This window comes from Streptomyces sp. NBC_01264, from assembly GCF_026340675.1.
GTDB lineage: Bacteria > Actinomycetota > Actinomycetes > Streptomycetales > Streptomycetaceae > Streptomyces.
Window position 1 is genome coordinate 1 of sequence record NZ_JAPEOX010000001.1, and the last position, 13,618, is coordinate 13,618.

The following is a 13,618-nucleotide window of genomic DNA, read 5'->3' on the forward strand; positions in this document are numbered from 1 at the left end:
ATACGGATTGAACCGGTGCATGCCACGGCACAGTCGATGCTTCATTCTGGACACCAGATACATACGGGGATACGGGCCCTGGCCCAGCGCTGCTGTTCGGCTTCCGCTATTGGCGATCAGCGAATCTGCTCAGCACTCAACAAACCCGCTCAGTCCAACACATGGTTTGCGTAGGTGATGCTGGCACTCGCCGGCACCGCGCGCAACAGGAATCGCCCAGAGGTAAGTTGGGCATCGAATCGGCATGCTTGCCGTACCCCAGGAGCCTGCCCCGCGGCTAACGGGACCCTTCCGCATCGCGCCCATTGCCAGCGAGACGACCTGGTCACTGCTCTGCCGGATTGCCACCCTCTACGGCCAGGAGCCCGGCTTCATGCTGGGGCACTGGCGGTGGAAGAACCACCAGCCCCGGCGGCGCGCTGCGCGCAGACGCAGAAGTTCTGCTCAGTCCAGCAGGCCGGACCGTGCTGGCTGGACTGTGCGGAGTCTCCGAGGAGACGCTCAGGCGCGCGCTGCCGTCCTGGGGAAACGAAGAGGACGATCTCTCCGGCCAGGACTCCGCAGGTGCCCCGCTGGCCCTCTGGCGCGTTGGCGGCGCCGTCGTACGTCCAGTGGCATTCGGCTGCCAACTGTGCGCGGCGCGGCGTACCGGACTGGCCGTGCAGGTGGTCCGTTATGCCGAGCGGTGGGAGCGGGTGTGCGGGCGGCATGGACGGTGGCTGCTGGACGCGGACGCCGACCAGCCCCTGGAGAACCTCGATCTGCGTGGCAGTCCGGAGGTCGTCGCGGCGCAGCAACGCTGGGGTGTGATGGAGCGTCGTGCTCGGCGGGTGGGGGTGGAGCCGGCCGAGGTGTTCGTTCTCGCGCGGGCGGTGGTGTGCCGGTGGTGGGAGCAGTCTCTTCACTGGGAGCAGGAAGAGATTTGGCCCCGACGTCTGCAGCAGGTCGTCGGCGGCAGGGTGAGCGGTGACATCGCCCGGTGGCGTGCCGTCGGCCGGGACGCGGTGCTCTTTCCCGAGGTGGTCGCCGTGGCCGGTGCGCTGCTGGATCCGGCCATCGAAGAGCTGGTGTGGGCCGACAGCGGTTGGGAGCGTCCGCGGCCCCTGCCCGGGGACGGCGAGTTCGGCCGCCGTCTGGGAGAACTGGTGGGACGGCCCTGGCTCGGGCCACTGATCGCGACGGACGGTGGGCCTCTGGTCTCGTGGCAGGCCGCCAATATTCGTAGGCGACGGCATACGGCAGCGGTTGATCCCTACGACGCCGGTCCGTGGAAGGTCAGGGCCGATCAACAGCCACCCACCTTGGCTGCCCTGCTCCGTGAGCAGACCCGAGAGAAGGTCGCGGGCGGTTCTGGTACGAACTGGCGCTCCACCGTGCCGCCCGAGCAGCGCATGTTCATCACCAACCTCATCGAGGCCGCCCAGGAAGACCTGCTCCAGCTACGCGGCGCGCACCAAGGCCGCACCGCCAACGCCGCCCGCCTACTCCTGCAACGGCTCAGCCACTCCATCGGCCTCCTCGACCAAGCCCTGCGGGAAACAGCGCTCGCAGCGGTGACCGCGGGCGTTGCACTCCACGACGTCGAGCAATGGGCAGGCCTCGACACCAACACCACGGACGAGGACGACGAGTAGCCCCGGGACCGCGGGGAGACGCAACTGGCACGGCTACCGCATCCCGGCATCCCACACGAGCAGAACGCGCAAACCGGGCCAAACTGCAGGTTGGGGTAGTTAACTCAATCCCGTGGCAGGGACTGGCAGTGCGCAGCAGAGCGTGTCCCCGGTGTCCGGATTCGAGGTGGCGTTCGCCGGGTTCGGCGGGCAGGCCGTGGTGCAGCGGTGGGTGGATGCGGCGGTGACCGTCGCGTTCGAGGAACTGGCACCGGTCTCCGCGTTCCCGGTGGTCCCCGGCAGACGCTGGGGACCGGGGCTGTGGTGGTCGGCGACCACCGGGCGCCATGTCGCCTCCGGCTCGAACGCGATGCGAGCCCAGTTGATGGTCCTGGACCGTGACCCGGACGTCGTGGGTCTTGCCGGGCGGCCCGTGCGGCTGCAGTGGCACGACGAACAGGGGCGGCGGCGATCGTGGACTCCGCAGCTCTTCGCCCGGCGTGCGGACGGCACCGCGCTGCTCGCCGACTGCCCCAGCCACCCTTCGGCGGGAGGAGAACGCGCCCTGGCTGCCGCCCTGATGATGGAGCGGGCGTGTGAGCAGGTCGGCTGGAGCTACCTGCGCCTGGACCCGCTCGATGAGTTGCTGGCGGCCAATCTGCGGTGGCTCGCCGGCTACCGGCACCCCCGCAACCAGGTCCGCCCCGCCCTCACCGCCGCCGTCCTGGAAGCCTTCGCCCGCCCGCGGCCGCTGATCGAAGGCGTCGAAGCGATGGGCGATCCCATCAAAGCCCTCCCCGCCGCCTTCCACGCCCTGTGGCACGGACACCTGCACGTTCCCCTGGACAAGCCGCTGCACGAACGCGTCCTGGTCCAGCCAGGCACTCTCCCGTCATCCGAAGCCCTTACGGCCGCCGGTCCGCACCGTGAGGCCGGCGGCGGCCGGGTCCGGGAGGTGCCATGACCACACCGCGCAGCGGACGGCCCGTCGTAGCGGTCGGCGCGTACATCGACTTCGGCGGTGCGAGGTGGCAGGTCGTGGCGCTGGCCGGACAGTCCGTGCACCTGGCCGGCGACGACGGCAGCAGTGCCGTGGTACTCGCCGGGCATCTGTTCGCCGACCCTGCCTTCAAGCTGGCCGGCGAGCAGGCCGAGCAGGTTCGGCCAGTGCCGCAGTGGGGGTTGTTCGAGACCGCCCCCGCCGCGGCGCGGAAGAAGGCGCTGGCCTGGCAGAGGCACGTCCGGGAGGTCGAGTGCGGACGGCCGGGTGGCCAGGACAGCGGGGAGGTGGTGCGGGCGCAGTACGACCCGGGCCGGTGGACGCTTGCCGAGCGGGAGCAAGCCAAAGCCGCCGAGCTCACCGCGCTGGGGTTCGCCAAGGTGTCACGTACGACGGTGCAGCGGATGAGGCTCGCCTACCGCAAGCAAGGTCTGTGGGGGCTGCTCGACCACCGCACCACCCGCGCTCCCGCCCCGGCGGGACGGCAGGACGAACGGGTGGCGGACGCGGTGAAGGAAGCACTGCGCCGGGTGCTGTCACGTTGTTGGTGGTGTGATCGTTTGATTGCGCGTCAGGCCATGCGGGGGCCGTCGGCGGCCCGCTGCTCAGGCTGTGGCGGGCATGCCGGTGGTGCCGGTGATCTGGTTCCAGACGGCGAAGCGGATGGTCATCTCGAAGCGGTGGCGTCTGGCGGTCATGAGGTGGCGGTGGGGGCGGAAGTCGGGTGAGATCCCGGTGAACGCGGAGAGGAAGCGTTGCGCCCCGCCGACGCTGCGGAAGCCCTTCATCGCTCGTTCACGCTGACGGGTGGGCTGGTGGGAGTTCTCCGCCCGGTTGTTCAAGCCCTTGTGCGAACGGTGCTCGACCGAGGGCATCACCTCACGGTGCGCGGCCCCGTAGGAGCGCAGCTTGTCGGTGACGACCACCCGGGGCACCCGCCTGGTCGTGGTCAGGAGCCGGCGGAAGAAACGCCTGGCCGCAGCCTTGTCACGACGGTTCTGGACCAGGATGTCCAGGACGTTCCCGTTCTGGTCGACGGCCCGCCACAAGTACTTCCACGCCCCGTTGATCTTGATGAAGACCTCGTCGAGGTTCCACTTGTCGCCGGGCTGCGGGCGGCGCCGGCGCAGAGCGTTGGCGTAGGCCTGACCGAACTTCAGACACCAGCGGCGGACGGTCTCGTAAGAGACGATCACGCCCCGCTCGAGCATCATCTCCTCCACCTCACGGAAGGAGAGCGGGAAGCGGAAGTACAGCCACACACAGTGCGCGATGATCTCGACCGGGTACCGGTGGTTCTTGTACGACGGCACCACAGACGACACGAACCCCAGCCCCTCACCAGACGGACAACCCGAAGATCATCTCACCCTGCCCCGACAACGTGACAGAGCCTCCCCTTGCCATCGGCCCGCACAGCCAGCCGACGGTCCCACCCTGTACGCTCACTCACCCGAAAGGTGCCTCTACGGGGAGCAGCCATGAACGGCATCCTTCCGGGTCTTCGATGTCTCCATCAAACCCGGGGCGGTTCAGACGGTTCGGCTCCGAGCTGAGCCGCGGCCGGTGCACGCAAGAGCCCCGCAGGGCCGCCCCGCCTCCGTTGTGGAGACGGGGCGGCCCTGCGGGGAGGGCCTGAGCCCGGGCCTGTGCGCGTGTGCCGCGCCCCGGCTCAGCGGCGACGGCGGGCCGCGATCAGCAGCGCCGCACCGATCCCGGCCGCACCCAGGGCTCCGCCTCCCCACCACAGGGCGTTGCTGCCCGTGGAGGCCAGAACCTGGTCGACCAGGGACTGCCCGCCGTCGTCGGCGGGAGGCTGCTGCCCGTCGCCGGGCGGCGGGGTCTGGTCGTCAGGGTTACCCGGGGCGTCAGGGTTACCCGGGGCGTCAGGGTTACCCGGGGCGTCAGGGTTACCCGGGTCATCCGGCTTGCCCGGGTCATCCGGCTTGCCTGGGTCATCGGGCTTGTCGGCGGTGGCCTTCACCCGGGTGCTCGCGCAGATGTCCTGGCACTCCTCGGGGTTGGCCGCATCCGAACGGGCCGCCAGCACGTCGAACGGGAACTCCTTGGCCTCCTCCGGAGTGAAGGAGAGCGTCAGCGACTTCTCCTCCCCCGCCTTCAGGTCTCCGACCTTCCACGTCCCGTAACCCTCACCACCCGGCTCGCCGTTGAAGTTCGCACCACCGTCGTGAGTGAGGCCGTTCACCGTCGGCAGGCCGACCTCGACGACCGTGTTGCGGGCCGTCGAAGGACCCTCCTTGTTGGCCACCGTAACCTTCACCTTGGCCTGCTCGCCCACCTTGACGGTGTCCTTGCCGTCCAGCGCCGCGATCGTCACATCGAGACCCGCGACCTGCTGCACGTCAACGCTCTTCTCCACCGAGTCTCCGACCTTGCTGCCCTTACTCTCGTCCAGCTGCGTCTTCGACTGCTTCACCGTCGCCCGATAGTCCAACTTGTCATGATCCGGGAGCACCGTACCCGTCAACTTGAGCACGGCCTGGCCGTTGACCGGCACGTCCGCCGGCTTCCACAGACCGTCCTCGTACGTCCCCCCGTTCTCCCCGGGCGCCGCCTCGGCATCGCCTGCCCCGGCCGGCACCGGAACCTCGATCTCGAGCCCCCGCGCCTTGGACACACCCGGGTTCGCCGTCTTTACTGTCCACGACACCTTCTGACCCGGCAATGGGAGACTGCCCGAGCCCCCGTCCGGGGTCACCGTCAGAAGCGCCGCAGCCCGCTGCACCACCGTCAGCTCGTTCACGGCCATGTGACCCTCGACCGCGTTCTCGCCATCGCACGTCTTCCGGTACTCACCGCGCGAGTCAGGGATATCGGCCCCTACGACGCACACCCGGTGCACCGTCTTCTCCTCGTCGGCGGGAACCTCCCCCTTGACCGTCAGGTCGACGGTCTGGCCCGACTCGATGCCGGGTACGGTCCACACCCCGTCCTTGTACGACGTCCCGTCCGGACCAGCCTGCTCTTCCACCTTCATCCCCGTGGGCATGGAATGGGCGATCTGCACCGTCGAGGCCTTGGACGGGCCATCGTTCTTCACAGCGATTTTGTACGTTACCTGGTCGCCCGGCACATACTCCTTCTTCGACGTGTCGCCAGCCGGAGGCACGACCGAGACGCCGACGTCGAGCTTGGCACTCCGCTCGATAGCGACAACCTTTTCGGACGTGTTGTCGGCGGGAAAGGTCTCCGTCATACCGTCGTACGAGGACGCATCGATCTTGGCCTCGAGGCGCAACGTGGACTCGTTGGCCGGCACCCTGACGGGTAGCTTCAGCGTGGCGCTGTCTTGGTTCTTAAGCACGCCCACGGTCCACAGCCCGTCTTTGTAGCCCTCTACATTACCCTCGGCCAATTCGGTGCCAGAGGGAAGAGGAACGTGCACCTTGACTTCCCGGGAGGTTGCCGGACCCTTATTCTTCGCCTCAACCGTAAGCCACGCCAGATCCCCCGGCTTCAGCGTGGCGTTCTCCTTGAGGGGCCCATTCGCGTCACTGACATCAGCCCGGACCGCGAGATCAATACTGTTCGTGGAATCTGTCGTATAGGTCCTCTTAGAAGCTTCGTCCTTGCCGTCAAGAGTTGCCGAGGAGACTGCCGCATGCACCTCCAGCGCACCCGTACCGCTCACCGTTCCAGCAAGGACGATTTCTTTGGATTCCCCGTTCTTCAGCCCCGGGATCAAGCATTCAAGGTCGTTCCCGACCTTGCTACACCCGTCTGCTGAAAGGTCCTTGATGTTCAGTGGATTCTGAACCTTGAGGAGCACGTTGCGCGCTTCCGCCGGTCCTCCATTTTTGACTATTACGGCAACATCAGCCTGGTCTCCGAGTCGATACGGATCAGACGCGGGCCTGGTAAATCCACCGCCCTCACTGAAGCCAACGTCGGCGTACGCCAGACCGATTCGAGTCCCCGTCAGAGGATGTTCCTCACCATCAAGAACAAGAACCGGTTGGTGCCCAAAGTCCTTCCCGAGAGTGGTCGCCTTTTGCTTGTCGGTGACCTTGAGCTTGTAGGAGACCCTATAATAATCCCCCTTCTCCAGCTCTCCCCCTCCACTTTCCGAGGCACCCTTGCCAATCGGGATGGTGAGATTTTGCTGCGCATCGACCTTAGCGCCCGGGGCGGGAATGAGCGTTGGCGGTTTGCCGATCTCCACGCGACCAACCTTCGCGCTCTCCGGGTCATATGCGACTCCCGGCGGTAGATGAATCTTGAACGATGCTCCTCGACCAGGCGCTCCGCCTTCATCGATGATGTCGTAGGTAACTTCTCCGGGATCCACATTCAAGGGTTCAATGACTCCCGGATTTCCGCTGACCACCGGACCGTACTCGATCTTCACATTGTCGATCACGGCGCCGATTTGCGAACTAAATTTCGCCTGTATTTGTGCCGCTTGCTTTACTTCAACTTCACCACTGATAGTGCGCCATGTCGCGGAGTTCACGTATACCTGTTTAAGCGGATCCGTGGCAGGGCCTACGTTGTACTTCAGGACGGCGTCTGCACCTGGATTCTGCACCCGGACGTCGAAGCTGAAGCGAATTTTCCCGGCCTCGACACCAAAGTCCTGGTAAATGGTTACATCATCCAGGAGGGCCTCCTGTGTCCCATGAGTTGGCCCGTACTGTCGACCGATGAGCGGCTTCTTGGGGCCTGCCCGCCAACCAGTTGGGTCCTTACGTTCACCTTGAACCGCGACCCGGGGCTCTTCAAAACTCCCGTTCCGGAAACTGGAGGGCTTATCCGGGAGTGATTGCACCCCTTGGCCGCTTTCCGCGCTCGCATACTGGAGCGCCAGCGTGGACATGAGCAGTGAGGCCGTTCCGGCCCCGACCCATGCCATCTTGCGTGAAGCCCTACGCTTTCTGCTTCCCATGTGCGGGAACCTTCCGTCTGTCGAACCACTGTTGGTGCAATCAGGACATTCTCCGAGGCACGCGCCCTCGGCACACGTACCGGAAAGGCAGTCGTTCGGGAGAGCCGACAGGCCGCCGGGCGGGCGCGGCCGGAACGGCCGACCGGAGCGGGAAAAGGGGGACGGCAGATCGGCCGGGGCCGGTCGCCTCCGCTCAGTAGTCACCGCGGTGGCGTTGTCACGTTGTCGGTGGTGTGATCGTCTGGGGGCGTGAGGAAGCCGTCGTCGGCTGGTTGTTCAGGCCGCGGCGGGCATGCCGGCGACGTCGGTGATCTGGTTCCAGATGGTGAAGCGGACGGTCATCTCGAGGCGGTGGCGGCGGGCGGTCATGAGGTGGCGTCCGGTTCGGAAGTGGGTGAGATCCCGGTGAACGCGGACAGGAACCGCTGCGCTCCGCCGGGGCTGCGGAAGCCTTTCATCGCGCGTTCCCGCTGCCTGGTGGGCTGGTGCGAGTTCTCCGCCCGGTTGTTCTGTGAGTTGGGGGTGTGGTGGCGGTGGTTGGGTGTCATCGGTGTATGACGGCTATTGCTGCTGGTAGAGCGTGGTTCCTGGCTGTGTGGTGGCTGTCATGGGGTGACGAAGGTGCTGCCGTTTGCTGCTAGCACGGGGGTGGTCTGGCTGTCACGGGGTTGAAAGTTCCTGTGTCTGGGGCGGCTGGCATGGGCTGTGCTGGCGGGTATGGCTGCTGGGTCGGGACGCGGTGTGCTGGATGGGGATTCGTCGCTTGCTGTGGGGGTGGGTGCGGGACGTGGTGTGGTGGTTCGGCGTCTGCTCGCGGTGGATGGGTCCGGGGTTGTGTCGCGTCTGCATGTGAGGGTCGCGGCGGAGGTTGCTGGGGTCTCGGAGCGGACGGTGTGGCGTTGGCTCGCTGAGGGGCGGGAAGGGCGGGTTGAGGCGAGGCCGCGGCGGGACGGGTTCGCGTTGAGTGAGCCGCTGTGGGCGGTGCTTGCGGAAGAGGGCGGGAACGTCTCCGGTTTGTATCGGCGGATGACGCGGGCGCACGCTGATGGCGGGCTGGAGGAGTGGGGTGTTGGGGGGGCTTGACGGAAACCTTAAAATCCCAGGTCAGAGACCTAGCGCAGAAGCGACTGAAAACGCTCCGCTGTTCTTTCTGGAACGCAGGGCACATCGCCGCAGGTCAGAACCCTGAAGATCTCGAACCGCGGCTCTGTCACGTTGTCGGGGCAGGGTGAGATGATCTTCGGGTTGTCCGTCTGGTGAGGGGCTGGGGTTCGTGTCGTCTGTGGTGCCGTCGTACAAGAACCACCGGTACCCGGTCGAGATCATCGCGCACTGTGTGTGGCTGTACTTCCGCTTCCCGCTCTCGTGAGGGGCCCTGCGTTTTCCGGACAGCTGCTAATTAGTTAATTCAGGCTGCGAGCTGCTGGTTTAGGTACTCGTCGTGGACCTCTCGTGGGGTCCGGTACCCGAGTCCCGAGTGACGGCGCTTGGTATTGTAGCGGACCTCTATGTAGCGGGCGATGTCGCGGTAGGCGTGTTCGCGGGTGGGGTATACGGTCCGGTGGACACGTTCATTTTTCAGGGTCGCGAAGAATGATTCCGCCATGGCATTGTCGTAGCAGATCCCGGTCCGGCCAACGGATTGCCGGATTCTTAGCCCGGTCAGTGTATTGGCGAACTGGGTCGAGGTGCAGTCGATGACGGTGGCGAGGAATATCCAGCCTTCCCAGGTTGGAATGTATGTGATGTCGCCGACCATTTTGCGGCCGGGTGCGTCGGCGGTGAAGTCGCGGTTCACGAGGTCAGGGATCGGGCCGGCGGAGCCGTCGTTCTCGGTGAGGCTGTGGCGCCACGGTCGCGGCTGACACGCCTGGAGGTCCAGTTCCCGCATGAGGTCACGCACGAGCTCGGGTCCACAGCGGACGCCCCACGCGGACAGGTCGGCGTGCACCCGCCGGTAGCCATAGGTGCCGTCAGAATCCTCGAACGACTTGGTGATCAGCAATTTCAGATCCTCCCGCCGCCGGGCAGTCGCCGAAATCGGCCTGCTCCGCCATTCATAGAAGCCGGAGCGGGATACTTCCAGCCAGTCGCACATCTTGGCAACCGGCACCGTGTCTTCGGTGTTCGTGGTGAACATTGCGTACTCTGCATCGATGAACTCGAACTTGTCGCTCACCGAGGATCCTTGGCGAAGTACGCTGCAATTTTTTCCAGGAAGGCGACTTTCTGTCGCAGCTCGCGCAATTCTCGCTCCTGCTCCCGCAGGCGGGCGCGCTCGTCGAGCGTTAGTGCCGGCTCCTCGCCAGCATGCTCACGACGGTACGCGTTGACCCAGTTTCCCAGAGTTCCTTCAACGAGTCCGAGTTCCCGGGCGACCTGGGCGACCGGACGCGACGAACGCTGGAGAAGGACGCCTCGAAGAAGATCACATTCTCGGGCACTGTGGAGAATATCGGTTCTCTCGAGGCCGTTGGGAAAGTTTCGTCGAGCGCCTATAACCCGACGGGCAGCGACGGTTCGATCACGTACACGAGCAAGTCCAGCAATGATATAGATCTAGGCGTACACGCCAAGATTCTTGACGGTGACACCGGAGACCAACTGCCAGAGGGCAGTGTGGTGAAGCCAGGGCAGAAGCTACGGCTCGTCGTCGATGCCAGCAATGCAGGCCCTTCGCCCACCGGCCGGTTCAAGGTGCATGTCCAGCTTCCCCAGGGCGTTGTGCCGAGCGAGCCCGCGGACGGTTACGACAAGGCGACCGGGGAGTGGAGCATTGGTCAGATGCAGGCCGGTGGACGGGCGTCTTTGACGTTGCCGGTAACGGTTCCAGCCGACGAAACGCGCCTGACCTTCAAGGCGGATATCGACCCGGATTCGTACAGGGACCTGAACGAGATCGACTCGAAGAACAACGTATCGCAGGTATCCGTGGAGCAGGGCGGTTGCAAGTTCCGGGGTCGTGCGAGCCGGTCGGTGTTGTGGCGGGTTGGGGTGGTTAGAGGAGCAGGCGCGGGCTTCGTGATCATTTGGGTGTCTACGCCCGTTGATCATGAGGTGGCCCGTGCCTGCTGCCATATCTTCTCCCGTCCCGGCTGTGCTTGTGAGGCTGGGTCCGCTGGACGCTGACCGGGTCGCTGATCTGCGCCCCTACTTCGATGCAGTGCCCGATCCGCGCTCACTGCGGGGCCGCTGGTACTCACTGACCGCGGTCCTGCTGGTGTGTGCCTGCGCGGTCGTCTCGGGAGCCAGGAGCATCGACGAGCTCGCCGAGTGGGGCCAGCGCGCCTCGGACACACTCCTGACAGTGATCGGTATCCGCCGTCACCTGCTCGGATGGCGGCGCGCCCCGTCGCCGGCCACGATCGGTCGCGTGCTGGGGGCTGTCGACGGCGATGTGCTGGACCGGGCGGTGGGCGCCTACCTGGCCGACCGGCACCGTGCTGCCACCGAGCCCACCCGGACACCACCCTCGGCGTCGGAGCGGCTGCGTGTGATCGCTGTCGACGGCAAAGCACTCAAGGGATCAGCCCGTCTCACCGCGAAGCGCCGACACCTGCTCTCCGCGGTCACACACGGCACCGTCGTCACCATCGCCCAGGTGGAGGTCGGCGCGAAGACGAACGAGACCACACACTTCCAACCGCTTCTGACACCGCTGGACCTGGCCGGCACCGTCGTCACCTTCGACGCCCTCCACTCGGTCCGAGCGAACATCACCTGGCTGGTCGAGACCAAGAAGGCCCACTACATCGCCGTGATCAAGACCAACCAGCCGACGGCTCACCGCCAGCTCGCATCCCTGCCGTGGCGGGACATCTCCATCCAGCACACCGCCTCCGCCACCGGGCACGGCAGGCGCGAGTCCCGCTCGGTCAAGACCTGCGCCGTCCCCGACCAACTCGGCGGGATCGCTTTTCCCCACGCCCGCCTGGCCATCCGCATCCACCGGCGCCGCAAGCAGACCGGCCAGCGCGAGACCCGGGAGAGCGTCTACGCCGTCACCAGCCTCGACGCCCACCAAGCCACCCCAGCCGACCTGGCCGCCGCAATCCGCGGGCACTGGGGCATCGAGAACTCCTCGCACCACACCAGGGACGTCACTTTCGCCGAGGACGCCTCCACCGTCCACACCCGAACCGCACCCCGCGCGATGGCAACTCTCCGCAACCTCGCCATCGGCGCCCTGAAAACCCTCGGCGCCGCCAACATCGCCAAGACCACCCGAGCCATCCGCCACGAACCGCAACGAGCACTCGGCATCCTGGGCATCACCCACGATCCGGACACCCACGGAACTTGATCAAGCCCTGTCCGTGGAGGTGGCGCGGAAGGCCGATTTGAAGGTGGCTGTGTCGGCGGCGCCGTCCGCTGGTGGTGCCTCGGAGGAGTACACGCCGGGTGAGTCGGTCACGTACACGATCGGTGTGAAGAACGACGGGCCCTCCACGGCTCCGGGTGTGAAGGTCGCGCATGTCATGCCCACGGGCATGAGGGCGGAAGACCCGTCCGGTCCGAACTGGACGTACTACAAGGACGGGGTGTGGACCATCCCGAGCGTCGCGGCCGGTGAGACCGTCGAGTTGACGGTGAAGGGGATCGTCCCCGCTGATCAGGAGAAGACCGTTCATCGGGTGTGTGTCGTGGGGACCGCGTCTGGTTTCCCCGGTGAGTACAAGCCCTGTGACGAGAGCAATGACATGGCCGGCCATGTGGCGGTCAGCGAGCTGCATGTGGTGCAGCGTGCTGCCTCGCTGGTGACGGTCGTTCCGGAGGGGGGCACGAACGCGCGTCCGCTGCCGGGGCAGAAGGTGTCGTGGACGGTGAAGTCGGCGAATCCTGGTGTATCGCAGGCGAAGGGGCTGGAGATCGAGGTTCCGGTTCCTGCCGGGGTGACCGGGGCGGAGTCCGTGCTGGAGGGCGGGGGCTCGTACGAGGACGGTCTGTGGAAGCCGGCCGATGTGCCGGTTGGTGGCGCGGCGGTGTTGAAGCTGACCGGTACGGTGCTGCCTGACCACGACCAGCTGGATTACCGGGCGACGGTGAAGAAGTCGACGACGCCGCTGGACGAGTCCAAGAGCATCAAGACGGCCGAGAGCACGGTTGCCGTGCAGCAGGTGGCGGGTCTGGATGTCGCGATCACGCCGGTCGACGGCAAGGACTCGGTCAAGGTGGGTGAACAGGCCAGGGTGAAGGTCACGGTCGCCAACAAGGAAGGTCCGTCCACGGCCCGCGGGACCGTGGCCGAGCTGGGCATCCCGCCGGTGGAGGGCCTGACCCATGACGGTGGCTCCGACTTCGGCAACGAGGGGACCTGGAAGGTGGGTGATCTGAAGCCAGGCCAGGAGAAGTCGCTGACACTGACCTTCATTCCGAAGGAGGCGAAGGATTTCACCTTCGACGTGCTGTCGGTCCATTCGGATGCGGCCAACCCGCAGGAATGCCAGGACATCTGCGCCAGCACCCAGGTGAAGGTCACCGCCGACGCGCCAAATGACAACCCGGACAAGCCCAACGACCCCGACAAGCCGAACAGCCCGGACACGCCTGGCGATCAGACCCCGCCGCCGGGTGACGGCCAGGAACCGCCCGCCGATGGCGGCGGAAGCAAGGGCGGCGACGACGGCGGGAAATCCCTCGTCGACCAGGTCCTCGCCAGCACTGGTAGCAGCGCCATGTGGTGGGGCGCCGGCGCCCTGGGCGCGGCCGGGATCGGAGCGGCCCTGCTGATCACAGCCCGCCGCCGCCGCTGACCCGCGGCAGTACATCGCATGGCCCCGGAAGGAACCCGCCCGCATATGAAGCGGGTGTCCCTTCCGGGGCCGTGTGATGCGGGGCGGGCAGCGGTCCGTTCGACACCCAGATCGAACAGCTCCTCACCGCTTACAGCCGCGCCGCGGGACGTGACCCCCCGCCTTCCGAGGCAGGCTCGAGACGGTCGCGTCCTCGGAGCGACCCTGTTGCCCATTCGGCTATGCGGCGAGGGTGAGTTCGAGTCGGGCGAGGTGGCTGGTGTGGCGGCGGTCGAGTGGCCTGCCGTTCCACCAGGCGTTCAAGCGGATGAGGTTGAGGGCGACGGCGCTGTAGACATGTTCGAGG

9 protein-coding genes and 3 pseudogenes are annotated in these 13,618 nt (G+C 66.2%); 6 read left to right on the forward strand and 6 right to left on the reverse strand.

All coding sequences use genetic code 11. The annotated features are described in order from the left end of the window. The first annotated feature begins 464 nt into the window (after window positions 1-464). The gene (locus tag OG435_RS00005; protein WP_266874678.1) at window positions 465-1,634 is read left to right on the forward strand and encodes a DNA-binding protein; all 1,170 of its coding nucleotides are present in this window, start codon (window positions 465-467) and stop codon (window positions 1,632-1,634) included. A 151-nt stretch (window positions 1,635-1,785) separates the two neighbouring features. Further along, window positions 1,786-2,577, forward strand: coding sequence for a TnsA-like heteromeric transposase endonuclease subunit (locus OG435_RS00010; RefSeq protein ID WP_430625541.1), 792 nt, complete (start codon window positions 1,786-1,788; stop codon window positions 2,575-2,577). A gap of 641 nt (window positions 2,578-3,218) precedes the next feature. Here the strand turns inward: OG435_RS00010 and OG435_RS00015 are convergent. The 3 genes and pseudogenes from OG435_RS00015 to OG435_RS00025 form a co-directional block, all read right to left on the reverse strand. After that, window positions 3,219-3,938: an IS6 family transposase gene (locus tag OG435_RS00015; protein WP_266874679.1), complete on the reverse strand. Its 720-nt coding sequence runs from the start codon at window positions 3,936-3,938 to the stop codon at window positions 3,219-3,221. 347 nt (window positions 3,939-4,285) lie between these two features. After that, on the reverse strand, window positions 4,286-7,519 hold the full coding sequence (locus OG435_RS00020; RefSeq protein WP_266874680.1) for a hypothetical protein: 3,234 nt from the start codon (window positions 7,517-7,519) through the stop codon (window positions 4,286-4,288). Window positions 7,520-7,932: 413 nt separating this feature from the next. Further along, window positions 7,933-8,055, reverse strand: a pseudogene (locus OG435_RS00025) (IS6 family transposase); the annotation flags it as partial. A gap of 737 nt (window positions 8,056-8,792) precedes the next feature. On the opposite strand from OG435_RS00025, the pseudogene OG435_RS00030 reads away from it, so the two are divergent. Then, window positions 8,793-8,885, forward strand: a pseudogene (locus tag OG435_RS00030) (IS6 family transposase); the annotation flags it as partial. A gap of 42 nt (window positions 8,886-8,927) precedes the next feature. Here OG435_RS00030 and OG435_RS50555 read toward each other — a convergent pair. From OG435_RS50555 to OG435_RS50565, 3 genes and pseudogenes are all read right to left on the reverse strand, one after another. Beyond that, a complete protein-coding gene (locus tag OG435_RS50555) occupies window positions 8,928-9,410 on the reverse strand; it encodes an integrase core domain-containing protein (protein ID WP_430625734.1) in 483 nt (160 codons plus the stop codon). After that, a pseudogene (locus OG435_RS50560) lies at window positions 9,387-9,659 on the reverse strand (IS3 family transposase); the annotation flags it as partial. The gene OG435_RS50555 and the pseudogene OG435_RS50560, both read right to left, overlap by 24 nt. Window positions 9,660-9,694: 35 nt before the next feature. Beyond that, window positions 9,695-9,865: a hypothetical protein gene (locus tag OG435_RS50565; protein ID WP_430625735.1), complete on the reverse strand. Its 171-nt coding sequence runs from the start codon at window positions 9,863-9,865 to the stop codon at window positions 9,695-9,697. Between OG435_RS50565 and OG435_RS50570 the strand changes: the two genes are divergently transcribed. From OG435_RS50570 to OG435_RS00050, 3 genes are read left to right on the forward strand one after another with little or no spacing between them, the layout of a single operon-like run. Further along, entirely contained in the window at window positions 9,830-10,648 is an 819-nt protein-coding gene (locus OG435_RS50570; protein ID WP_430625542.1) for a hypothetical protein, read from the forward strand. The two genes, OG435_RS50565 and OG435_RS50570, sit on opposite strands and share 36 nt — an antisense overlap. Next, window positions 10,617-11,822, forward strand: a complete 1,206-nt coding sequence (locus OG435_RS00045) for an ISAs1 family transposase (RefSeq protein WP_266874681.1) — start codon at window positions 10,617-10,619, stop codon at window positions 11,820-11,822. The genes OG435_RS50570 and OG435_RS00045 overlap by 32 nt, the downstream gene beginning before the upstream one ends. Window positions 11,823-11,835: 13 nt before the next feature. Beyond that, on the forward strand, window positions 11,836-13,272 hold the full coding sequence (locus tag OG435_RS00050; protein WP_266874682.1) for a DUF11 domain-containing protein: 1,437 nt from the start codon (window positions 11,836-11,838) through the stop codon (window positions 13,270-13,272). Window positions 13,273-13,618 lie beyond the last annotated feature (346 nt).

Excerpts from the sequence above, each read along its gene's own strand:
- OG435_RS00020 (WP_266874680.1), bottom strand. The coding sequence starts at position 7,519 with ATGGGAAGCAGAAAGCGTAGGGCTTCACGCAAGATGGCATGGGTCGGG.
- OG435_RS50555 (WP_430625734.1), bottom strand. The coding sequence starts at position 9,410 with ATGCGGGAACTGGACCTCCAGGCGTGTCAGCCGCGACCGTGGCGCCAC.
- OG435_RS50570 (WP_430625542.1), top strand. The coding sequence starts at position 9,830 with ATGCTCACGACGGTACGCGTTGACCCAGTTTCCCAGAGTTCCTTCAAC.